This is a genomic window from Neisseria mucosa (assembly GCF_013267835.1).
Taxonomy (GTDB): Bacteria; Pseudomonadota; Gammaproteobacteria; order Burkholderiales; family Neisseriaceae; genus Neisseria.
The window spans coordinates 111,941-134,334 of the sequence record NZ_CP053939.1 but is presented as its reverse complement, the minus strand read 5'-3'; the positions used below and the strand labels follow the sequence as shown (position 1 = coordinate 134,334).

At 49.0% G+C, this 22,394-nt stretch carries 19 protein-coding genes; 4 read left to right on the top strand and 15 right to left on the bottom strand.

Translation table 11 applies throughout. The features are described 5' to 3' along the window. Positions 1-204: 204 nt before the first annotated feature. From FOC66_RS00595 to FOC66_RS00585, 3 genes are all read right to left on the bottom strand, one after another. Positions 205-471 (bottom strand): hypothetical protein, encoded by a 267-nt coding sequence (locus FOC66_RS00595; RefSeq protein ID WP_003745621.1) that lies wholly within the window; start codon positions 469-471, stop codon positions 205-207. Then, entirely contained in the window at positions 452-859 is a 408-nt protein-coding gene (locus tag FOC66_RS00590) for a phage holin family protein (protein WP_003745620.1), read from the bottom strand. Before FOC66_RS00590 ends, FOC66_RS00595 begins: the two co-directional genes overlap by 20 nt. Before the next feature lie 109 nt (positions 860-968). Next, positions 969-1,403, bottom strand: a complete 435-nt coding sequence (locus FOC66_RS00585) for a DUF883 family protein (RefSeq protein WP_003745618.1) — start codon at positions 1,401-1,403, stop codon at positions 969-971. Positions 1,404-1,667: 264 nt separating this feature from the next. Between FOC66_RS00585 and FOC66_RS00580 the strand changes: the two genes are divergently transcribed. From FOC66_RS00580 to FOC66_RS00570, 3 genes are read left to right on the top strand one after another with little or no spacing between them, the layout of a single operon-like run. Continuing rightward, the gene (locus tag FOC66_RS00580) at positions 1,668-4,427 is read left to right on the top strand and encodes a DNA methyltransferase (protein WP_003745615.1); all 2,760 of its coding nucleotides are present in this window, start codon (positions 1,668-1,670) and stop codon (positions 4,425-4,427) included. Between the two features lie 46 nt (positions 4,428-4,473). Next, positions 4,474-6,612: a helicase-related protein gene (locus FOC66_RS00575; RefSeq protein WP_196794541.1), complete on the top strand. Its 2,139-nt coding sequence runs from the start codon at positions 4,474-4,476 to the stop codon at positions 6,610-6,612. Positions 6,613-6,614: 2 nt separating this feature from the next. Continuing rightward, positions 6,615-7,853 carry a GIY-YIG nuclease family protein gene (locus tag FOC66_RS00570; RefSeq protein WP_003745610.1) on the top strand — a complete coding sequence of 413 codons (1,239 nt, stop codon included), beginning with the start codon at positions 6,615-6,617 and terminating at the stop codon, positions 7,851-7,853. Between the two features lie 162 nt (positions 7,854-8,015). Here FOC66_RS00570 and sucD read toward each other — a convergent pair whose 3' ends face one another. The 12 genes from sucD to sdhC all read right to left on the bottom strand — a co-directional run bounded on the left by sucD (position 8,016) and on the right by sdhC (position 21,543). Next, positions 8,016-8,906, bottom strand: coding sequence for a succinate--CoA ligase subunit alpha (gene sucD, locus FOC66_RS00565; RefSeq protein ID WP_003745608.1), 891 nt, complete (start codon positions 8,904-8,906; stop codon positions 8,016-8,018). A gap of 10 nt (positions 8,907-8,916) precedes the next feature. After that, a complete protein-coding gene (sucC, locus tag FOC66_RS00560; RefSeq protein WP_003745607.1) occupies positions 8,917-10,083 on the bottom strand; it encodes an ADP-forming succinate--CoA ligase subunit beta in 1,167 nt (388 codons plus the stop codon). A gap of 71 nt (positions 10,084-10,154) precedes the next feature. Continuing rightward, positions 10,155-10,442 carry a hypothetical protein gene (locus FOC66_RS00555; RefSeq protein WP_002242554.1) on the bottom strand — a complete coding sequence of 96 codons (288 nt, stop codon included), beginning with the start codon at positions 10,440-10,442 and terminating at the stop codon, positions 10,155-10,157. Between the two features lie 124 nt (positions 10,443-10,566). Continuing rightward, complete coding sequence (lpdA, locus tag FOC66_RS00550) at positions 10,567-12,000, bottom strand: dihydrolipoyl dehydrogenase (RefSeq protein ID WP_003745605.1); 1,434 nt, start codon at positions 11,998-12,000, stop codon at positions 10,567-10,569. A 259-nt stretch (positions 12,001-12,259) separates the two neighbouring features. Continuing rightward, the gene (gene odhB, locus FOC66_RS00545; protein ID WP_002217383.1) at positions 12,260-13,441 is read right to left on the bottom strand and encodes a 2-oxoglutarate dehydrogenase complex dihydrolipoyllysine-residue succinyltransferase; all 1,182 of its coding nucleotides are present in this window, start codon (positions 13,439-13,441) and stop codon (positions 12,260-12,262) included. A gap of 99 nt (positions 13,442-13,540) precedes the next feature. Continuing rightward, positions 13,541-16,369, bottom strand: coding sequence for a 2-oxoglutarate dehydrogenase E1 component (locus tag FOC66_RS00540; RefSeq protein ID WP_003745601.1), 2,829 nt, complete (start codon positions 16,367-16,369; stop codon positions 13,541-13,543). A 210-nt stretch (positions 16,370-16,579) separates the two neighbouring features. Continuing rightward, positions 16,580-17,863 (bottom strand): citrate synthase, encoded by a 1,284-nt coding sequence (gltA, locus tag FOC66_RS00535; protein ID WP_003745599.1) that lies wholly within the window; start codon positions 17,861-17,863, stop codon positions 16,580-16,582. Between the two features lie 122 nt (positions 17,864-17,985). Further along, the gene (locus FOC66_RS00530; RefSeq protein WP_003678830.1) at positions 17,986-18,234 is read right to left on the bottom strand and encodes a succinate dehydrogenase assembly factor 2; all 249 of its coding nucleotides are present in this window, start codon (positions 18,232-18,234) and stop codon (positions 17,986-17,988) included. Positions 18,235-18,237: 3 nt separating this feature from the next. After that, positions 18,238-18,945 carry a succinate dehydrogenase iron-sulfur subunit gene (locus tag FOC66_RS00525; protein WP_003678833.1) on the bottom strand — a complete coding sequence of 236 codons (708 nt, stop codon included), beginning with the start codon at positions 18,943-18,945 and terminating at the stop codon, positions 18,238-18,240. A 119-nt stretch (positions 18,946-19,064) separates the two neighbouring features. Continuing rightward, positions 19,065-20,828 carry a succinate dehydrogenase flavoprotein subunit gene (sdhA, locus tag FOC66_RS00520; protein ID WP_003745594.1) on the bottom strand — a complete coding sequence of 588 codons (1,764 nt, stop codon included), beginning with the start codon at positions 20,826-20,828 and terminating at the stop codon, positions 19,065-19,067. A 2-nt stretch (positions 20,829-20,830) separates the two neighbouring features. Next, positions 20,831-21,172 carry a succinate dehydrogenase, hydrophobic membrane anchor protein gene (sdhD, locus tag FOC66_RS00515; protein ID WP_003745591.1) on the bottom strand — a complete coding sequence of 114 codons (342 nt, stop codon included), beginning with the start codon at positions 21,170-21,172 and terminating at the stop codon, positions 20,831-20,833. Then, positions 21,166-21,543 (bottom strand): succinate dehydrogenase, cytochrome b556 subunit, encoded by a 378-nt coding sequence (gene sdhC / locus FOC66_RS00510; protein ID WP_003745590.1) that lies wholly within the window; start codon positions 21,541-21,543, stop codon positions 21,166-21,168. The genes sdhD and sdhC overlap by 7 nt, the downstream gene beginning before the upstream one ends. Positions 21,544-22,006: 463 nt before the next feature. On the opposite strand from sdhC, the gene FOC66_RS00505 reads away from it, so the two are divergent. Continuing rightward, on the top strand, positions 22,007-22,390 hold the full coding sequence (locus FOC66_RS00505; protein WP_003745588.1) for a YkvA family protein: 384 nt from the start codon (positions 22,007-22,009) through the stop codon (positions 22,388-22,390). Positions 22,391-22,394: the final 4 nt, after the last annotated feature.

The following is a 22,394-nucleotide window of genomic DNA, read 5'->3' as shown; positions in this document are numbered from 1 at the left end:
TTTCAAAATTGCCGCCATTATATCTGAAACTCCAAACATTGAGGCCGTCTGAAATGTTCAGACGGCCGGTGTCTTTTGTAAAAAATACTCAACATAGATAAAGTTTAAATCTCGGCAACGCAATGACGCAGCGTCCTCAACAAGCGGCTCACACAATCCAACACAGCGCCGCAGACAATGTTTAGACTACCCCTCCGCTCCCGATTATCTCGACAAGCCCAACATGACCGCCAATACCAGCCAAATCCAATGCCGCCGGCGTGATGTAGAAAACAAAGCGCGTTGAGACAGCAAACGCGTTTGGCTCAACTGAAACGCCACATCGGCCAACATCATCAAACGATCGGACTGCCGCGCCTCCCGTTCTTCCACTTTACGCAGTTTCAAATTTTCCGCCTCAATCCGCAGCCGCACCAGTTTGGCTTCCAAAAGCAGCAGCTCGCGCGCTTCTTCATACTCCTGTTGCTTCATCGTCCGTATCCTTGTCTATCTCACCGCGCAAATACGCAATATCCGATCGAATATCCTGCAAGGTCTCAGCCACACGGCTGCCCTGCTCTCGATAATCTGCCGATACTTTGCGGAACAATACGGCAATAATCAGCAAGCTCACGAAGAAAATGCCGAAAAACACCCACAACGCCGCCACATCCGACAACACGCGGTTCAAGCCGAACAGCAAACCGACCAAGCCCACCATCAACAGCGCGCCGGACAACACCAACCAAACCGCCAAACGGAACACATTCTCCGCCTGACGCGTCAAATCCAAGCTCAATACCTGCAAACGCAGCAGCAGCAAATCCGCGCCCTGATTCAACAAAGCCTTGCCATGTTCAAAACGCTGGCGAATTCCCATCTCGATTATCCTTTTTCCCAGGAAAAATAAGGCTAAGGCCGTCTGCACGGCGCAATGAAATCCATGATTTCATGTACACGCCTGTTCAGACGGCCTTAACATATTCACATTAACGGCGGTTCAACAACACACCGACAACCAAACCGGCCAATGCGGCAAAACCCATCGCATAATATGGTTTCTCATGCACCACTTCATCAGCGTGTTTGGCACCGCGTTTCAAACGCTCGCCCGCATCGGCTTCAAATTCGGCAAAACGCTCTTTGCCTTCTTTAAAACGTTCCTGAGCCGCTTCTTCAAACTGCTCGTATTTTTCACGCGCACGCTCGGCATGATGGCGCAAACGTTCGCCGGCCTCTTCTTCAAAACGGCTCAAACGTTCTTTGGCCGCGGCCAATTTCTCTTCCAATTTGGCCCGGGCTTTGCCGCCCTCTTCCGAACCGGCTTCCACACCGTCGCGGTACAACTCTTCCACATCATCCATCACTTCTCGGATGTCTTTCAGCAAAGCCTCGCGACGCGCTTCAAAATTGTGTTTTTTCATGCTTCTCTCCTTGATATAGGTTGATATGGTTACAGAATATTTATCTGTTAATAAATTATAACCGTTTATTCTAAAATAAACGTTAATTTAAATAAAATTAAGTGCTTATTATGAAAACAACCCGATGAAATTTAAAAAAGGCCGTCTGAAAACTTCAGACGGCCTTTTTTAATACCTTTTACACAGCCTATTCCAATATTCTTTTTTGATAAAAAAAGATATAATTTCATATCATTACAATTTCTTAACAAAGGTATCGCAACCATGGCAGTCAATCCTACCAAACTTTTTGACGGGCTGGCCAAGCTCGTGCAGTCGGAAGACAAAGCAAACTTCATCTACGGCTTCCTGCGCCTGTTCGATACCCCGAAAGCCACCATTACCAAACTGCAAAACCAAACCCCCGGCACCAACGTTGCCGATATGCCCCTGCATGGCGAAATTGCCCTCAGCCGCAAACTCTATTTCAAACCCGTCACCCCCGATACAGACATATACGACGTCCTGCAAGACCTGAAACAATCCGCCACAGCCGACAAAAACAAAATCCGCTTCTTTATCGTAACCGATTTTCAAAACATCGCCGCCTACGATAGCCAAGCCGACGACTACCTCGAATGCGCCTACACCGACTTGGCGCAAAACTACGGCTTTTTCCTTCCCCTTGCAGGCTTGGAAAAAAGCAGCGGATTTGAAGAAAATCCCGCCGACACCAAAGCCGCCGAAAAAATGGGGCGCCTTTTCGACCATATCCGCCGCACCAACCATCTTGAAAAATCCGAAGACATCCATGCCCTCAATGTCTTCCTGACCCGCCTGCTCTTCTGCTTTTTTGCCGAAGACACCAAAATCTTCCCCAAAGACAGCTTTACCAAACTCATCGAAAGCCATACGCACAAAACCGGCGAAAATGCAGACGAAGTCCTGACTGCACTTTTCCAAACCCTCGACACGCCCCCTGAAAAACGTTCCGAATCCCTGCCTGCCCATCTCGCAAGCTTCCCCTACGTCAACGGCGGGCTTTTCCAAGCAGACGAGCCTGTCCCCGATTTCGACGACCGCACCCGCCGCCTTTTGCTCGAATGCGGCAAACTCGACTGGTCCGAAATTAATCCCGATATCTTCGGCTCCATGTTCCAAAGCGTCATCAATCCCGCCCAACGTAGCCGCCTCGGACAGCACTACACCTCCGTCCCCAACATCATGAAAGCCATCAAGCCGCTCTTTCTTGACGACTTTCAGGCGGCGTTTCAAGACATCTTCAAACGCTATCCCAGCAATGAAGGCCGTCTGAAAGCCCTATACAGCCTCTCCATGCGGCTGGGCAACATCAAAATCTTCGACCCTGCCTGCGGCAGCGGCAATTTCCTGATTATCGCCTACAAAGAACTGCGCCGCCTCGAAATCGAAATCTTCAAAGCTGTCAAAGAAATCGACAGCAACGCCATTTTCAGCAGCCAAATCCGCCTCGACCAATTTTACGGCATCGAGCTGGACGACTTCGCCCACGAAATCGCTATGCTCTCGCTTTGGCTGGCCGAACACCAAATGAACCTTGCCCATGAAAACGAGCTGGGCAACAGCCTGCCCACACTGCCCCTCAAAAGCGGCGGCAACATTAAGGCCGCCAACAGCCTGCGCGAAGACTGGGAAGCCTTCTGCCCCCGTGGCAAGCGCGCAGAAGACGAAGTCTATATCGTCGGCAATCCCCCATTTGGCGGCAAACAATATCGTAATGCCGAACAAAATATAGACATGGACACTGTCTTTAACGGCTGGAAAAAATACGGCGTCTTGGATTACGTTGCCTGTTGGTTTTGGAAAGGCGCACAATATATCCGCGCCAGCCGCGCCAGGCTCGCCCTTGTCGCCACCAATTCCATCAGCCAAGGCGACCAGGTCGCCACCCTCTGGCCCCCTATTTTCTCATTGGGCAACCGCATCGCCTTTGCCTACCAAACCTTCCCGTGGGCAAACAATGCCAAAGACAAAGCCGCCGTCCATGTCGTCATCATCGGCCTGGAAGCAGCATATCTTTCAGACGGCCTCAGCCCCAATAGCGTGCAGCCCAAACTCTACAAACTTCTCGATAAAGAATGGCACAGCCAAAGCGTTGCCAACATCAGCCCCTATCTGATTCCAGGGAGTAATCTTGCTATTGAAGCTAGACGTACCCCTATTTGCAACATACCCGAAATGGTTTTCGGCAATATGCCCAATGATGGCGGACATTTAATTCTAACCACATATGAAAAAGATGCGCTTTTAGAAAAAGACCCTACAGCAGAAAAATGGATTAAACGGCTGTTAGGCTCCGAAGAATTCCTCAATGGCAAAGAGCGTTGGTGTATCTGGCTAAACGGCATTTCCGAACAAGAGTTAGCAGATATGCCGTCAAAACATCCTGAAATCCATCAGCGTATTGAAAAAGTACGCGCTATTCGTTCTGAAAGCAGACGCAAAGAAACTCAAATATTGGCAGAAACCCCTCACTTATTCGGAGAAATCCGCCACCCTACTTCCGGAAACTACATCCTCGTTCCCCGTGTATCCTCCGAACGCCGCGAATACGTCCCTATGGCATTTTTTGATAGTGAAATCATCAGTACCGACAGCAACCAAACTATCCCCAACGCAACCCTCTACGAATTCGGCATCCTCACTTCAGCCATGCACAACGACTGGATGCGCACTGTCGCAGGCCGTCTGGAAAGCCGTTATCGCTATTCCGGCACGATTGTGTACAACAATTTTCCTTGGCCCGAAGCCGGCGAAGCTGAAAAAGCCCGCATAGCCGCGCTTGCCGAAGACATCCTGCTTATCCGCGCCGACTATCCCGATCAAACCCTCGCGCAGCTCTACGATCCAGACAAAATGCCGCCGCCGCTTAAAGAAGCCCATCTCAGCCTCGATGCCGCCGTTGACCGCCTCTACCGCGCAAAACCCTTTTCAGACGGCATGGAGCGCGTAGAATTTTTGTTTGATTTATACGAAAAAGCCGTCAACGGCCAAACCACGCCGTAAAACGGCATCTTTGCCCCGACATTACCGTCTTTAAAAGGAAAATATCTTGACTATCCCCCTGCTCCACGTCGAATACGGACAAACCGGCAACAGCACCAAACCAAACAATATGGGCATGCGCGAAATGCAGGCCAAAGCGTTTGCCAAACGCGACGCGCAATATCTGCTGCTCAAAGCGCCGCCCGCCTCAGGCAAATCCCGCGCGCTGATGTTTTTAGCTTTAGACAAGCTGGCCCATCAAGGCATCAAAAAAGCGATTATCGCCGTACCCGAAATGTCCATCGGCGGCTCGTTTGCCGATACCGAATTGGCGAAACACGGCTTTTTTGCCGATTGGCGCGTCAAACCGGAAAACAATCTCTGCACGGGTAGCGGCGACGATAAAGACCAAGGCAAAGTGGATGCTTTTATCCGCTTTATGCGCGGCAACGACCCAGTTTTGGTCTGCACCCATGCGACGTTCCGCTTTGCTTTCGACAAACTCGCAGATGTCGGGGCATTTAATGACACGCTGGTGGCGATTGACGAGTTCCATCATGTTTCTGCGGAAGAAAACAACCGTTTGGGCGCAGTCTTGGACGAAATCATGCGCAACTCCTCGGCCCATATTATCGCCATGACCGGCTCGTACTTCCGAGGCGATGCCGTGCCGATTTTGAGCGAAGAAGACGAAGCCAAGTTTGAAAAAGTAACCTACACCTACTACGAACAACTCAACGGCTACCGATATTTGAAATCTCTGGGATTGGGCTACCATTTCTACCAAGGCCGCTATCTTGATGCTTTGGGTGAAGTGCTCGATCCGTCGAAAAAGACAATTATCCATATTCCCAACGTCAATTCGGGCGAAGCGGCGGTCGATAAGTATTCGGCAGTCGACCACATCATCGACACATTGGGCGAATTTGTGGAAAAAGACCGTGAAACAGGCATCATCACGGTCAAAGCGCATGACGGCAGGCTGCTGAAACTGGCGGATTTGGTGGACGACCGTAAAACATCCGACCGTTCTTTAATCCAGGCATATTTACGCAATATCAAATCGCGCGATGATATGGATATTATTGTTGCGCTGGGTATGGCGAAGGAGGGTTTCGACTGGCCTTATTGCGAACATGTACTGACCATAGGCTACCGCAGCTCGATGACGGAAGTCGTCCAAATTATCGGTCGCGCCACCCGGGATTGCGAGGGCAAAACCCATGCTCAATTTACCAATCTGATCGCGCAGCCCGATGCGGCAGATGAGGATGTCAAAGTGTCGGTCAATAATCTTTTGAAGGCGATTACGCTGTCGCTGCTGATGGAACAGGTATTGGCACCCAATATCACGTTCCGCCGCCGCTCGGATATGAGGCCGGATGAGCAGCCCAATCCGGGCGATGTGATTATCGACGATACGACGCTGCCTGCTTCTAAAAAAGTCGTCGATATTCTGAATAAGGATTCAGACGACCTTATCGCTGCGTTGGTACAGGATACGCAAAATGCCAAACGCTATATTCAAGAAGACACGCCAGCCTCTGCCGTCAATGAAACCGCGCTGCCGAAAATTGTTGCCTGCCGTTATCCCGAGCTGTCGGTAGAAGAGCAAGACCAAATCGTGCAAGGGACGCTGACTAAAATAGCGGTAACCCAGGGTGGAGGTATCAAAGACGGCAAGGATTTGCCCGATAATGCGCTTATCGAAGGCGAAAAAACCTATGTCAGACAAGGAGATTTTTTTGTCGATACGGTTAAGTTGCAAGAAGCCGGGCAGAGTTATTCCGTCGAAGAAACCGTCAGGGAACGTGATTTGCCTGACAATGCGCAAATCAAAAATCTGCAAACAGGCGAAGTCAAAACTGCTGACAACCGTTTTATCAAAGTCGGCGAAAAATTTATCAATGTGGATAGGTTGAATGTGGATTTAATCCGCGAAGTCAATCCTTTCAGGGACGCATATGAAGTTTTGTCCAAAAATGTGGACGCGCCGCTGTTGAAAGCGATTCAGGATTATGTGCAGGCAGACCGTATCCAAATGACGGAAGATGAGGCCGCTATGCTGTGGCCGCGTATCAATGATTTTTTCCGCAACAACAATCGGATACCTGACAAAGATTCAGACGACCCCTTGGAAAAACGCATGGGGGAGGCCTTAATCTATATCCGCAACAAAAAAGCGGAACGCATGGCAAGGGGCTGAATATGTTGCTAAAAGGTATGCGCGTTGATTCTAAAATCAACAGCTTGGACGATATTTTCAATCATGACGATTTAGGCCTGCTTGCCGATGTCAAACCGATTGCCGCCAAAGCCGATGCCGATGCAATGGTTTTGCAAACATTCGGCGAAGTCGAAGCGTTTTTCAGACGGCATGGACGTTTACCGAATAAAGACGGTAATTTGGATGAGAAAATTTTAGATAGGAAATGGCAAGCCTTGCTGAACAACAAACAGCATTGCGAAACCCTCCAGCAACACGATACGCTCAATTTGCTGAGGCCGTCTGAAAAAACGGAACGCTCTAAAGCAGAAAATGTGGTTACGCTGGAAGATATCTTCAACAATGATGATTTAAACCTGCTCGACATGGGCAATACGGATATTTTCAGGATAGAACACATCCAACAGCGGACGATAAATGGTGCTCCCTATACGGACGAAGACAATGCGGTACGGCAACCCTGTGCGGACTTTTGGCGGTTTGAAGCTTGGTTCAAACAAATCCACCATATGCTCAAACACAGTAAAGCCCATTTTGAACGCCTCAAAACTGAAACCTTCCTTCAGCCGGGCGATGTGTTCCTATTGCACGGGGCTTTGTGTTACGTCGCTGATTTTGCGGAGACAGAAGATAGGAAAAGTACAAGGGGAAACAGACGGTTACGCGTTATTTATGAAAACGGGACGGAATCTAACATCTTGACCCGTTCGCTCGCCCGCGCTGTCTATAAAGATGAAAACGGTAAAAAAGTCATGCTGTCCGATACTGAAGCCCTGCCGGATATTTTGACTGCCGATAATCAACCGGATTTAGTAACAGGACATCTTTACATCGTCAAACTGCTTCAACCCACACCGCAGCTTGCCGCCTATAAAAATCTCTATAAAATAGGCTTCACTACGGATACGGTGGAAAACAGAATCGCTAATGCGGAAAACGATACTGCTTTCTTGGAAAGCAAAGTTGTCCCTGTATTGTCTTTTGAATGCCGCAATATCAATCCGCATACGTTCGAGCGTTTATTGCATGCCTTCTTTGCTGCGCAAAAACTGAATATCCGCTTAATGGGAAAAGATGGGAAAAGTTACATTCCCAACGAATGGTTTGATGTCGGATTGGATGTCATTGAAAAAGCCGCCGAATATATTGTCAACGGTACAATTAACCAATACCGAATGGACAACACAACTGGGAAAATTGTTCAAAAACTGACGAAGTAAAACAGTTTAACAATTAGGGGATTCTATCCTTATGCCCTTTCGGCATTGTCCTTACCAATATTGGTTTAATTTGCAGCAATTCTTATTGCCATTTATCCCTCAAATTAAAGGCCGTCTGAAAACTTCAGACGGCCTTTTCAATTCAGCTTAAAGACTTAAGTCTTATGCCAAACCTTTTGCTTTCAACACTTCCAGCATGGTGCTGCCCAATTCGGCAGGGCTGCGGGTGTAGGCGATGCCGGCTTTTTCGAAAGCGGCAAATTTTTCTTCGGCAGTACCTTTACCGCCGGAGATAATCGCACCGGCGTGGCCCATGCGTTTGCCTTTAGGAGCGGTCACACCTGCGATGTAGCCGACAACGGGTTTGGTTACGTTGGATTGGATGTATTCGGCTGCTTCTTCCTCCGCAGTACCGCCGATTTCACCGATCATGATGATGGCGTCGGTATCGGGGTCTTCTTGGAAGAGTTTCAGCGCGTCGATTTGGTTCATGCCCGGAATCGGGTCTCCGCCGATACCGATACAGGTTGATTGACCCAAGCCCAGTTTGGTGGTTTGTGCCACGGCTTCGTAAGTCAGTGTACCGGAACGGGAAATGATGCCGATGCGGCCGGGAGTGTGGATGTGGCCCGGCATAATGCCGATTTTGCACTCACCCGGAGTAATCACGCCCGGGCAGTTAGGGCCGACCAAGCGGGTACCGTTGCCGTTGGTTTCCAAGTAGCGTTTGGCTTTGAGCATGTCCAGAGTCGGTACGCCTTCGGTAATCACAACCACCAAGCCTACGCCGGAATCAACCGCTTCAACGATAGAATCCAAAACAAACGGAGCGGGAACATAAATCACGGATGCGTCTGCGCCGGTTTCTTTAACGGCTTCTTTCATGGTGTTGAACACGGGCAGGTTCAGGTGGGTTTGACCGCCTTTGCCCGGAGTTACACCGCCGACGACTTTAGTGCCGTAAGCCAGAGCTTGTTCGGAGTGGAAAGTACCGTTTTTACCGGTGAAACCTTGAACCAATACTTTGGTGTCTTTATTAATCAATACGCTCATTCTTTTCTCCTTAGGCGTTTACGGCTGCGACAATTTTTTCGGCTGCGTCATTCAGGCCGTCGGCGGAAGTCAGTTTCAGACCTGATTCGTTCAGGATTTTCGCGCCGAGTTCGGCGTTATTGCCTTCCAGACGGACAACGACAGGCACGTCAACGTTGATTTCTTTAACGGCTGCCACGATGGCTTCCGCAATCATGTCGCAACGGACGATACCGCCGAAGATGTTGATCAATACGCCTTTGACGGATTTGTCTTCGAGAATCAGTTTGAACGCTTCAACTACGCGCTCTTTGGTCGCGCCGCCGCCTACGTCCAAGAAGTTGGCAGGTTGGCCGCCTTTGAGTTTGATGATGTCCATAGTTGCCATCGCCAAACCTGCGCCGTTCACCATACAACCGATGTTGCCTTCCAAAGCAACGTAATTCAGGTCGAATTCGGAGGCTTTCAGCTCACGTTCGTTTTCTTGGGATTTGTCGCGCAATTCGGCGATTTTCGGCAGGCGGTAGAGCGCGTTGCTGTCGATACCGATTTTGCCGTCCACGCAGGCCAGCGCGCCGTTTTCGCGGACTGCCAGCGGGTTCACTTCAAACAGGGCGAAGTCGTTTTCGACAAATGCTTTGTACGCGCCGGTCATCAGTTTGACGAACTCGTTGATTTGTTTGTCTTTCAAACCCAGTTGGAACGCCACTTCACGCGCTTGGCAGGGTTGCAGGCCGACCAGCGGATCAACGGTTACTTTGAAGATTTTTTCAGGAGTTTCGGCAGCAACTTTTTCGATTTCTACGCCGCCTTCGGTAGAAGCCATGAATGTAACGCGGCGGGTAGAACGGTCAACCACTGCGCCCAAGTACAGCTCGGTTTGAACCGGATACATGTCTTCGCAAACCAAAACGCTGTTGACAGGTTGGCCGTTGGCATCGGTTTGGTAAGTTACCAAGTTGGTGCCAATCAGGCTTTCAGCCACTTCTTTAGCTTCTTCGCGGCTTTTAACGACTTTTACGCCGCCCGCTTTACCGCGGCCGCCGGCATGTACTTGTGCTTTGACAACAGCGAATTTGCCGCCCAATTTGTCGTAAGCTGCAGCGGCTTCTTCGCCGTTGTGTGCCAAAATACCGCCTTGTACGGGCAAACCGTAGCTAGCCAGCAGTTCTTTAGCCTGATACTCGTGTAAATTCATGGATTTCTCCTTAAGGTGAGTGGGTTTTAGGAATCGCCCTGCGGCCAATCCCATATTTTCAGACGGCCCTACTATTTACTGAAGGGCAACCACATCCGCGCCAGCAGATACATGGTTGCGCCGCCTCCCCCGAGAATAAAAAAGACAATGCCTTTTTTACGCGAATTCGGGCAGAGCAGATAAACGGCAAGGCTGAAACTGATAAACAACAATGCCACGCGCCAAACCAATTCTTTATCTTTGAAACGGTTGAGCGTATAAGTTTCGGTCATCATCACATACATTTGCCACAATGCGGCCATACACATGCTGATGATGCCCGCCGGTATAAAGAAAATACCGACTATTTCTTTGTTCATAATGAATGTAAATGCTGTGTGTTTGTCTGACGGAATTATAAATCAGAAAACGAAGCTATCGAAACATTCAATTTGTCGAAGGCCTTAAGGCCGTCTGAAAAGTTTCAGACGGCCTTAATGTCTATCAACCGTGCAAAGCGCGTTTGTCGGCCGCCAGGGCAGCTTCGTGAACCACTTCGGATAAGGTTGGGTGGGCATGGATAATGCGGGCGATGTCTTCGCTGCTGGCGAAGAATTCGAGCGCAGTCACGCCTTCGGTAACCAATTCGCTGACAACCGGGCCAATCATATGTACGCCCAAGATACGGTCGGTTTTGGCATCTGCCAATACTTTAACCGTACCTTTGGCTTTGCCCATGGCCAATGCGCGACCGTTTGCGCCGAAACCCGAAGTACCTTTTTTGTACTCCACGCCTTCGGCTTTGAGCTGCTCTTCGGTTTTACCCACCCAAGCGATTTCAGGGTCGGTGTAAATCACGAACGGTACGTTGTTGAAGTCGATATGCGGTTTTTGACCGGCAATGCGCTCTGCAACGGCTACGCCTTCGTCGCTGGCTTTGTGTGCCAACATCGGGCCGCGGACCACGTCACCGATTGCCCATACATTAGGCAGGTTGGTACGGCATTCGCCGTCCACTTTGATAAAGCCGCGTTCGTCTTTTTCCAAGCCGACGGCTTCTGCGTTCAGGCCTTTGGTGTTTGGAATACGGCCGATGGCAACGATCAGTTTGTCGAATACTTCGGTTTTGGCTTCGCCGGCAGCAGTTTCGTAAGCAACGGAAACGCCTTTGCCTTCAGATTTGATGTCGCCGATTTTCACGCCCAATTCGATGTTCAAACCTTGCTCTTTGGTGAAGTATTTGAAGGCTTCTTTGGCGATTTGTTGGTCGGCGGCAGCCAAGAAGGTCGGCGCGGCTTCAAGAATGGTAACTTCTGCACCTACGCGGTTCCATACGGAACCCATTTCCAAACCAATCACGCCGGAACCGATCACGCCGAGTTTGGCAGGCACTTCGGTCAGGTTCAATGCGCCTTCGTTGTCCAATACGTTTACATTGTCGATAGCGACTTGTGGCAGCGGACGCGGTACGGAACCGGTGGCTACGATGACGTGTTTGGCTTCGATAACGGTTTTCTCGCCTTTGTTATCGACTTCGATTTGGTAAGCATCGCCATTTTTACCGGCAAAGGAAGCAGTACCGAACAGGCTGGTTACTTTGTTTTTTTGGAACAGGAATTTCACGCCGCCGGTCAGTTTGGTCACGATGGCATCTTTGCGCTCAATCATTTTGGCCGCGTCGAATTTTACGTCGCCGACAGTGATACCGTGTTCGGCAAACTCGTGTTGCGCTGCGTGGAAATGTTCGCTGGATTGCAACAGGGCTTTAGAAGGGATACAGCCTACGTTCAAGCAAGTACCGCCCAAGGCAGGGGCATCGCCAGCTTTGTTGACGCCTGCATCGACGCAAGCGGTTTTGAAACCCAGTTGCGCGGCACGGATGGCGGCAACGTATCCGCCCGGGCCTGCACCAATCACTACTACATCATATTGAGACATCGTGTCATCCTTTGCTTTTGGCAGTATCTCAAAATAAAAACGATACTTTTTGTTTCTTTTTTATTTTGAATGACTGCGTTTTGATGGTTTTAAGAAAAGGCCGTCTGAAAGTCCATATCTGTCGATTCATTCGAATCAAATGTTTCAGACGGCCTCAATCGTTCGTTGAGCCTATTGTAGCACGATACTACATTACGCTACATCTAAATAAAAATTCAGACGGCCTTTTCATTAATAAATAAAAGGCCGTCTGAAACGATTACAGATCCAACAACAGGCGGGCTGGGTCTTCCAATGCGTCTTTAATGGCTACCAAAGTCAATACAGCTTCGCGGCCGTCGATGATACGGTGGTCGTAAGACAGAGCCAGATACATCATTGGACGGACAACAACTTGGCCGTTTTCAACCACAGCGCGCTCTTTAGTAGCGTGCATACCCAAAATCGCAGATTGAGGCGGGTTGATGATCGGGGTAGACATCATAGAACCGAAAGTACCGCCGTTGGTAATACTGAATGTACCGCCGGTCAAATCTTCGATAGCGATTTTGCCGTCTTTGGCTTTTTTCGCATAATCAACAATTGCTTGTTCAATGTCGGCAATGCTCATTTGGTCGGCATCGCGCAAGATAGGTACAACCAAACCGCGTGGGCTGCCAATCGCGATACCGATGTCGAAGTAGCCGTGGTACACGATGTCTTTGCCGTCAACAGAAGCATTCACAACCGGATATTTTTTCAGGGCGGCAACAGCGGCTTTAACGAAGAAGGACATAAAGCCCAGTTTTACGCCGTGCTCTTTCTCGAATTTTTCTTTGTACTTCGCACGCAAGTCCATGATTGGTTTCATGTTGACTTCGTTGAATGTGGTCAGAATGGCGTTTTCTTGTTGAGAAGCCAAGAGGCGTTCTGCAACACGGGCACGCAGGCGGCTCATCGGTACGCGTTCTTCAGGACGTGCGCCGGCAGGAAGTGCAACAGCAGGAGCAGCGGCTGCGGCAGGTTTGGCAGCGGCATTTTGTACGTCTTCTTTCAATACGCGACCGTCACGGCCGGAGCCTTGCAATGCGTTCACGTCAACACCGGTCTCGGCAGCCAGTTTGGCAGCGGCAGGCATAGCGGCGTTGTTTTGTGCGGCTGCTGGAGCGGCTGCTGGGGCAGCTTCTGCAGGCGCGGCGGCTGGGGCTTCAGCAGCGGCAGTGGCAGCTGTATCGATGCGTGCCAAAACTTGGTCGGCAACAACGGTTTCACCGTCTTGCGCTACGATTTCAACCAATACACCAGCTTGTGGAGAAGGTACTTCCAAAACCACTTTGTCAGTTTCGATATCGATCAGGATTTCGTCACGGGCAACTGCTTCGCCAACTTTTTTCTTCCATTCCAAGAGCGTGCCTTCAGATACGCTTTCAGACAGCATAGGTACTTTTACATCAATAATCATTTTGTGTCTCCAATGGCCCTTTCAGACGGCCTGTTGTGTGTTTTTAATTCTGCATATGGGCATTCCGCCTGAACAATTTCAAACGGAATGCCGCTAGGCTTACAACGCCAAAGCGTCTTCAACCAATTGTTTCAATTGAGCAATGTGTTTGCTTGAGTAGCCCACTGCAGGCGATGCGCTGCTTGGACGACCGGCATAAGACAGTTTTTGCTCTTCGCTGATAACGCCTTCGATGCGGTGGCGGATTTGGTAGAACGCGCCTTGGTTTTTCGGCTCTTCTTGCACCCAAACCACAGATTTTGCGTTCGGATATTTCGCCAGTTCAGCTTTAACCTCTTCATATGGGAACGGATACAGCTGCTCAACGCGGACGATAGCAACATCATCTTCCAGTTTACGCTCGGCACGGCCAGCTTCCAAGTCATAGTAAACCTGACCGGCACACAAGACTACGCGTTTCACGCTGTCGTTGCTTGCGCGTTCGGCGGTATCGCCGATAACCGGACGGAAAGTCGAACCTTCGGTAAAGTTTTCCAGCGGGCTCATTGCACCTTTGAAGCGCAACAGGCGTTTGGACATGAAAATCACCAACGGTTTGCGGTATGAACCCAAAACTTGGCGTTGCAAGAGGTGGAACATTTGCGACGCTTCAGACGGCATGATGACTTGCATATTATTCTCAGAACACAGTTGCAACCAACGTTCTACGCGTGCAGAAGAGTGCTCGGGGCCTTGACCGTCGTAACCGTGCGGCAGGATGGTGGTCAGGCCGCACAAACGACCCCATTTGGTTTCGCCTGAAGACAGGAATTGGTCGATAGTTACTTGCGCGCCGTTGGCGAAGTCACCGAATTGAGCCTCCCAAATGGTCAGCTTGTCAGGAGCGGAGCAGGCAAAGCCGTACTCGAACGCCATCACAGCTTCTTCGTTCAAGATAGAGTCGATAACCAAGAACTCGCCCAAGCCTTCGCCCATGTTGCGCAGAGGAACATAAGTACCGTCGTCCCATTTTTCGCGTTTTTGATCGTGCAATACTGCATGACGGTGTGAGAATGTACCGCGGCCGGAGTCCTCACCGGAGATACGCACGCCATGACCTTTGGTCAGCAGGCTTGCGTATGCGAGGGTTTCGGCCATACCCCAGTCAATAGGCTGTTTGCCGGATGCCATGGCTTTACGCGCTTCGATCACACGTTTTGCTGTCGGATGCAGGGCAAAGCCTTCCGGTACAGCGGTGAATTTCTCGGTAAGACGCTCGATGTCGGCGGCAGGCAAACCGGTTTCGATTTTTTCGCGCCAATCTTTGCCTTGGTATTTGCTCCAGTCGATTTGTGTGCGTTGGAAGTTGCTCAGCGTTGTTTGTTCAACATGTTCGCCTTTGTCCAAAGCATCACGGTAGGCTTGGATGTAACCGTCAGCCTCAGCTTGGGTGACCACGCCTTCGGCAATCAGTTGTTCGGTGTACAAAGCACGCGCACCAGGGTGTTGCGATACTTTTTTGTACATCATCGGTTGGGTCAGGGTCGGATCATCGCCCTCGTTGTGGCCCCATTTACGGTAGCAGACAACGTCGATCACGATGTCTTTATGGAATTTTTTGCGGTAATCCAAAGCGGCTTGAATGGCAAAGCAAACACGTTCAGGATCATCGCCGTTCACGTGGATAACCGGAGCGGAAACCATTTTCGCAATATCGGTACAGTGTACGGTAGAACGGGTATCGCGGGTATCGGAAGTAGTAAAGCCGATTTGGTTGTTGATCACGATGTGAACGGTACCGCCGGTGGTATAACCGCGTGTTTTAGACAGGTTGAATGTTGCTTGGTTAACACCCAAACCGATAAATGCGGAGTCACCGTGAATCAATACCGGCAAGACTTTATCGCGGCCGTTTTCGCCCAAACGTTTTTGTTTGGCGCGCGCAGAACCTTCCACTACCGGGTTAACAATTTCCAAGTGTGACGGGTTGAACGCCAAAGAAACATGCATCGGGCCATGCGGAGTGGCGATATCGGAGCTGAAGCCCATATGGTATTTCACGTCGCCGCTAGGCAATTTGATTTCGGCACGGCCTTCAAACTCAGCGAACAGATCAGCCGGTTTTTTGCCCAAAATGTTAACCAAAACATTCAGACGGCCACGGTGTGCCATACCGATGATGACTTCTTCCACGCCGTCTTTACCGGCGTTTTGAATCAAATAATTCAAACCGGCAATCGCGCTTTCACCGCCTTCGACACCGAAACGTTTTTGACCGACATATTTGGTATGCAGATAACGCTCCAAAGTCTCAGCAGCGGTCATTTCTTTCAAGATACGGCGTTTTTGATCGGCATTGTAATGCGGTGTGGACAATACGCTTTCAAAATAATTGCGCACCCAACGACGCTCTTCAGTATTGGGAATATAGATATATTCCAATGCGATGTGGCCGCAGTAGGTTTGTTTCAGATTACTGATGATTTGGGAAAGGGGCAATTTGCCTTGACCGGAAAAGTCGCCCTCGCCCATATTGAATTGAAGCGCCATGTCGGCATCAGACAGACCGTGGAATTTAGGGTCGAGTGCTTCGATGTTTTGAGGGGGAATACGTTTGAGCGGATCAAGTTGGGCCGCACCCACGCCTTGAATACGATAGGCAGAAATCAGTCGCAAAACGCTGACTTGCTTTTTCATCATTGCCTCATCCACACCGCCTGCAACAGCAGATGCAATTTTCTTTTTAGCCAAAGTGGCAAATGATTCACGAATCGGTGTGTGGGCAACATCGACAGCGACTGCGCCCGGCTGTTTACTCAAATCTGTAAAGTACTGTTTCCATTTTTCATCGACAGATTCCGGGTTTTCCAGAAACTTTTCATACAACTCCTCGATGTATGGCGCATTAGAACCAAACAGATAAGAGAAATTGAGTTTTTCGTCCATCATGGCGTGAGCTCTTTTCTTTAAAATATAAACAAAGGGTAGAATCCCGTGTTCTCCGAACGGAATTCAGGCCGTCTGAAATGACACTTTATTCTACCCTATTTTAAATCAAATTACCTGTTATCAACTTAATTAATTACGGGTCAACCTCATTGAAAACAACAATTCGATTTTTTCAAACGACTTTTCAACAATATATTAATATATTGTCTGTTAGCGCTTATCCACCGGAACATAATCACGACGTTCCGCACCGGTATACAGTTGACGTGGGCGGCCGATTTTCAGTGTCGGATCGCTAATCATTTCATGCCAATGTGAAATCCAGCCTACACTGCGGGACAACGCAAAGATAACGGTAAACATTTCGGTCGGAATACCTAACGCGGACAAGACGATGCCGGAGTAGAAATCGACGTTTGGATACAGTTTGCGTTCGACAAAGAATGGGTCTTTCAGTGCAATTTGTTCCAATTCCATCGCCAGCTTGAATTTCGGACTATCTTCCAAACCCAACTCTTTCAAGACTTCATAGCAGGTTTCGCGCATGATGCTGGCGCGCGGGTCCATATTGCGGTATACGCGGTGACCGAAGCCCATCAGGCGGTATTTGCGTTGTTTCACACCTTCCATGTATTCGGCAACATTCGAAACATCGCCGATTTCATCCAGCATTTTCAACACGGCTTCGTTTGCACCGCCGTGTGAAGCACCCCACAGGCAAGCGATACCGGCTGCGATACAGGCAAACGGGTTCGCACCGGAAGAACCGGCCAAACGTACGGTTGAAGTTGACGCATTTTGCTCGTGATCGGCATGCAAAATAAAGATGCGGTCGAGTGCGCGGGCCAATACTGGATTAGGTTTGTATTCTTCACACGGTGTGGCAAACATCATGTGCAAGAAGTTTTCAGCATAGGAAAGGTTATTTTTGGGATAATTGAACGGCAGACCGTTGGAATAACGGTAACACATTGCCGCAATGGTCGGAATTTTGGAGATTAAGCGGTAAATCGCGATTTTGCGGTGTTCAGGATTGGTAATATCCAAGCTGTCTTGATAGAACGCAGACAACGCGCCAACCACACCCACCATCATCGCCATCGGATGCGCATCACGGCGGAAACCGCGGAAGAACCAAGTCAACTGTTCATGTACCATAGTATGGTGGCTGACTGTGGCATCAAATTCTTTTTTCTGTTCGGGCGTAGGCAGCTCGCCGTAGATCAACAGGTAGCAAACTTCCAAGTAATCGGATTTTTCGGCCAGCTGCTCGATAGGATAACCACGGTAATACAACAGACCTTTATCGCCGTCAATATAAGTGATTTTGGATTCGCAACTTGCAGTGGATACGAATCCTGGGTCGAATGAAAACAGACCTGTATTTTTTGTCAACGCACGGATGTCAACCACATCATGGCCGATACTTGCTTCCAATACTGGCAGCTCCAAAGCCTCTTGATTTGGGGTGGTGAGCTTGACTGATTTAGACATTCTTAAACTCCTTTGTAGGTTGGGGCTTTCGTTGCCGTCTAAGCGGCACGGTCTTTTTTCAGACGGCCTCCGTATGGAAAGAGCTTGTTCGGATCGGTATCGCAAACAAGCTCTATAACACATCATGCCTGTCTGATTTTTTCAAGCATGGGAATCAGGTGCTTCTTGTCCGTCGCCGAATGTCCGTTAATCAAGGCAAGCAATTCTTGGTCTTGAAATTCGAGGATTTCGGAAAATTCGGACAATTCCTGATCACTCAGGTGCTCGAATTCTTTTTCCATGAACCTACCGAAGATTAAATCTAATTCCAATAATCCCCGGCGGGTTTGAAAACGGATTTTCCGTTTGGCAATATCGTCAAAAACCATCATTTCTTAAACGGCTCGTTTCAACATAATCTCTTTAATCTTACCGATGGCTCGGGTCGGATTCAAGTGTTTAGGACATACGTCTACGCAGTTCATAATGGTGTGGCAGCGGAACAAACGGTATGGGTCGTTCAAATTATCCAAACGCTCATTAGTAATGGTATCGCGGCTGTCCGCAATGAAGCGGTAAGCATTCAGCAAACCGGACGGACCGACGAATTTATCAGGATTCCACCAGAATGACGGGCAGGCAGTCGAGCAGCAGGCACACAAAATACATTCGTACAAACCGTCCAACTCTTTACGCTCTTCCTGAGTTTGCAAACGCTCTTTGTCCGCATCAATCGGATTGTCGTTGACAACATAAGGTTTGATGGAATGATATTGTTTGAAGAATTGGGTCATGTCCACAATCAGGTCGCGGATAACAGGCAGGCCCGGCAGAGGACGGATTTTGACCGGCTGTTTCAGGCTGCGCAAATCAGTCAGACATGCCAAGCCGTTTTTGCCGTTGATGTTCATACCGTCAGAACCGCAAATACCTTCGCGGCAAGAACGGCGGAAAGACAATGTATCGTCTTGTGCTTTCAGGCGCACCAAAGCGTCCAAAAGTTTAACGTCGGTTGGTTCCAATTCCAACTCGTAACGTTGCATATAAGGCTTGGCATCAACGTCCGGGTTGTAACGGTAAATTTCAAAACTCATTTTTTCCATGAGAAGTGTTCCTTTTCTCATAAACTGCCCAATGATTTTGTATTATGGATTCAGGCAGTTCAATGTGGGTATGGTTAGGTTTCAGACAGCCTCCAAGATAAAGACCGTCTGAAAACTCATCAATAAACGCGTTTGGCCGGTTTGATGTATTCCACGCTCAAAGGCTTGGTATGTACCGGTTTGTAAGACAAAGTATTGGTATCTGAATGATACAGGGTATGTTTCATCCAGTTTTCGTCATCACGCTCAGGATGGTCGTCTGAAGCGTGCGCGCCGCGCGATTCTTTACGTGCTTCGGCGGACACCAAAGTCGCTTTCGCTACTTCAATCAGATTATCCAATTCCAAGGCTTCGATACGCGCGGTATTCCACACTTTGCTCTTATCTTTGATTTCAGTACGTTTCACACGCTCGGCAATCGCCATGATTTCTCGAACGCCTTTGCTCAGAATCTCATCGGTACGGAACACGCCGGCGTGCAGCTGAACAGAACGTTGCAGCTCGCGACGCAAGGCATCAACGTTTTCACCGCCGGTTTGGTTGTCCAAACGCTCGATACGTTGACGGGTCAATTCGCCGGCATTAGCAGGCAGAGGTTTCCAACCGCTTTGCTCTTTGATGAATTTAATCATGCTGTCGCCGGCAGCTTTACCGAATACCACCAAGTCCAACAAGGAGTTGGTACCCAAGCGGTTCGCACCGTGTACGGAAGCACAGGCGCACTCACCTGCAGCATACAGGCCTTTTACAGGCACTTCGTATTCGTCGCCTTGAGGAACGACAACTTCGCCATGATAATTGGTTGGAATACCGCCCATCATGTAGTGGGTAGTCGGCACGACAGGAATCGGGTCTTTAATCGGGTCGATACCGGCAAACTGAATGGAAATCTCGCGGATGCCCGGCAGTTTTTCCATAATTTTTTCTGCACCGATATGGTCGATTTTCAGCAATACATGGTCTTTGTTTTTGCCGCAACCGCGACCTTCGTAGATTTCCATTGCCATTGCACGGGAAACCACGTCACGGGAAGCCAAGTCTTTTACGGTTGGGGCATAACGTTCCATAAAGCGTTCGCCGTTGGCGTTCAACAAAATACCACCTTCACCGCGCACACCTTCGGTAATCAACACGCCTGCACCGGCCACACCGGTCGGATGGAATTGCCAGAATTCCATGTCTTCCAACGGAATACCTGCACGGGCACAAATACCCAAACCATCACCGGTATTCATATAGGCATTGGTAGAAGACGCATAAATACGGCCGCCACCGCCAGTAGCAAACATTACGGCTTTAGCGTGGAAAATATAAACTTCGCCGGTTTCCATTTCCATGGCGGTTACACCGACGACGTCGCCGTTTTCATCACGAATCAAATCTTGCGCCGTCCATTCTACAAAGAATTGTGTATTGGCACGGACGTTTTGTTGGTACAACGTATGCAACATCGCATGACCGGTACGGTCGGCAACCGCGCAAGCACGTTCTACCGCGCGTTTACCGTGTTCGGCAGTATGGCCGCCGAAAGGACGTTGGTAAATTTTACCGCTTTCTACGCGGTCAAAAGGCATACCCATGTGTTCCAATTCAATCACTGCCTCAGGCGCGGCGCGACACATAAACTCAATCGCATCTTGGTCGCCCAGCCAGTCGGAACCTTTCACGGTATCGTACATGTGCCAATCCCAACGGTCTTCCTGCACATTACCCAATGAAGCAGAAATACCGCCCTGAGCCGCTACAGTATGAGAACGAGTCGGGAACACTTTAGACAAAACAGCACAATTCAAACCAGATTTAGACAATTGGAGGGCTGCGCGTAAACCTGCACCACCACCGCCAACAATCACGGCATCAAACTTACGAACAGGAAAACTCATATTTACCCCCAAATTACTTTAACTGAATACACCAAGCAGCCTACCAACCAAACGATGGTGGCAACTTGTAAAAACAAACGCACGCCGAAAGGCTTAATGTAGTCCATCCACAAATCACGGATACCTACCCACGCATGCAAAAATACGGCCAAAAAGCTCACTTGGGTAAACACTTTCACCCAAGTTTGATCAAAAAATGCCTGCCATGCCGAATATTCTTTAGGCAACGTGAACAAAACAACCAAAAGAACTACGGTATACACCAACATGATGACCGCAGTTGCACGCTGCATTGCCCAATCGCGCAAACCGTAATGCGCACCTGTCAATTTACGATCTACCATAATAAAGCTCCCAAAACGACAGTCAAAACCAATGCAGAAGCAAATACGGCTTTAGCGGTATTGCGCGCGGTATTCAGCTCCAAGCCTTTATGCGCATCCAAAAACAGAAAGCGGATGCCGGCAAAGAGATGATGTAGATACGCCCACAGCAGACCGATGAGGATCAACTTCACAAACGGATTAGAAATAACGGAACGATATGCTTCAAACGACGATTCGCGATCCAATGTTCCTGAGAAGAGGTATAAAAGAACAGGCAGCATCAAAAACAAGCCGACGCCGCTGATACGGTGAAGAATAGATACAATCCCCGGTATGGGCAATCGGATATTGGGAATTTCCAAAAATACCGGGCGTGATTTGGCGGACATGGTCAGTTCCTCTATGATTTATTATCAGCTCAAAACCTATAGCTCAAGACTACAATAAGCTACATAAACCATAATTTACCTGTTTTATCTCATTTTGAACAGTGTAATTTATGAGTACTCCAATGGTTTTTACCAAAATACCAATAAAATCAAATAATCATTTCTAAATTTTTTTTTGTATGATTGGTCTTTTTGTGACTTTCCTGCAATTAAGCCACCCTGCCCGCCGTAACACTGACGATAACATCATCATGACTTGAGAATCATATCAACTGCAAGATAAATTCTCATTCTTAAACGCCATTTTTACAAAGGCATATGCCTTTCTTAACTTATTACTATTGCAGCATTGGTATCACTATTACATAGTTATACATTCATAAGCATTTTATCCGCCCCCAAATAGACTAAAATACAACGCAACACCAACCATGTTTCCATACCTTAAAAAGGAAGCTCAATCATGGCACACTCCCCTCATCAAAACACACCCGATCCGGAAAACTACATCCCCTCCTTCCGCCGTCGAAACTTAGACACATCCGGCTTCATGAAAAAACTTGGACGTTTTGCCGGCCGCTTGGGCAAACCTGTCGTCCGCCAGCTTTATGCGCTTTATTATCTCTGGGAATCCGAACATACACCCAAACACGCCAAAATGATTATTGTCGGCGCACTGGTTTACTTCCTCAGCCCTATCGACAGCATTCCCGATCTTCTGATTCCCTTTGGCTTCAGTGATGACATTGCCGTCATTGCGTTGGTTTATTCCCAAATGAAAAACTACCTGACCGAAGACATCAAAGAAAAAGCCCGTCAAGCGGCTGACAAGCTGTTTGGCTCTTGATTAG

What these genes read in the sequence shown, in the direction of transcription:
- FOC66_RS00595 (WP_003745621.1), bottom strand. Translation starts at nt 471, where the DNA reads ATGAAGCAACAGGAGTATGAAGAAGCGCGCGAGCTGCTGCTTTTGGAA.
- FOC66_RS00590 (WP_003745620.1), bottom strand. Translation starts at nt 859, where the DNA reads ATGGGAATTCGCCAGCGTTTTGAACATGGCAAGGCTTTGTTGAATCAG.
- FOC66_RS00585 (WP_003745618.1), bottom strand. Translation starts at nt 1,403, where the DNA reads ATGAAAAAACACAATTTTGAAGCGCGTCGCGAGGCTTTGCTGAAAGAC.
- FOC66_RS00580 (WP_003745615.1), top strand. Translation starts at nt 1,668, where the DNA reads ATGGCAGTCAATCCTACCAAACTTTTTGACGGGCTGGCCAAGCTCGTG.
- FOC66_RS00570 (WP_003745610.1), top strand. Translation starts at nt 6,615, where the DNA reads ATGTTGCTAAAAGGTATGCGCGTTGATTCTAAAATCAACAGCTTGGAC.
- sucD (WP_003745608.1), bottom strand. Translation starts at nt 8,906, where the DNA reads ATGAGCGTATTGATTAATAAAGACACCAAAGTATTGGTTCAAGGTTTC.
- sucC (WP_003745607.1), bottom strand. Translation starts at nt 10,083, where the DNA reads ATGAATTTACACGAGTATCAGGCTAAAGAACTGCTGGCTAGCTACGGT.
- FOC66_RS00555 (WP_002242554.1), bottom strand. Translation starts at nt 10,442, where the DNA reads ATGAACAAAGAAATAGTCGGTATTTTCTTTATACCGGCGGGCATCATC.
- lpdA (WP_003745605.1), bottom strand. Translation starts at nt 12,000, where the DNA reads ATGTCTCAATATGATGTAGTAGTGATTGGTGCAGGCCCGGGCGGATAC.
- odhB (WP_002217383.1), bottom strand. Translation starts at nt 13,441, where the DNA reads ATGATTATTGATGTAAAAGTACCTATGCTGTCTGAAAGCGTATCTGAA.
- FOC66_RS00540 (WP_003745601.1), bottom strand. Translation starts at nt 16,369, where the DNA reads ATGATGGACGAAAAACTCAATTTCTCTTATCTGTTTGGTTCTAATGCG.
- gltA (WP_003745599.1), bottom strand. Translation starts at nt 17,863, where the DNA reads ATGTCTAAATCAGTCAAGCTCACCACCCCAAATCAAGAGGCTTTGGAG.
- FOC66_RS00530 (WP_003678830.1), bottom strand. Translation starts at nt 18,234, where the DNA reads ATGATGGTTTTTGACGATATTGCCAAACGGAAAATCCGTTTTCAAACC.
- FOC66_RS00525 (WP_003678833.1), bottom strand. Translation starts at nt 18,945, where the DNA reads ATGGAAAAAATGAGTTTTGAAATTTACCGTTACAACCCGGACGTTGAT.
- sdhA (WP_003745594.1), bottom strand. Translation starts at nt 20,828, where the DNA reads ATGAGTTTTCCTGTTCGTAAGTTTGATGCCGTGATTGTTGGCGGTGGT.
- sdhD (WP_003745591.1), bottom strand. Translation starts at nt 21,172, where the DNA reads ATGGTAGATCGTAAATTGACAGGTGCGCATTACGGTTTGCGCGATTGG.
- sdhC (WP_003745590.1), bottom strand. Translation starts at nt 21,543, where the DNA reads ATGTCCGCCAAATCACGCCCGGTATTTTTGGAAATTCCCAATATCCGA.
- FOC66_RS00505 (WP_003745588.1), top strand. Translation starts at nt 22,007, where the DNA reads ATGGCACACTCCCCTCATCAAAACACACCCGATCCGGAAAACTACATC.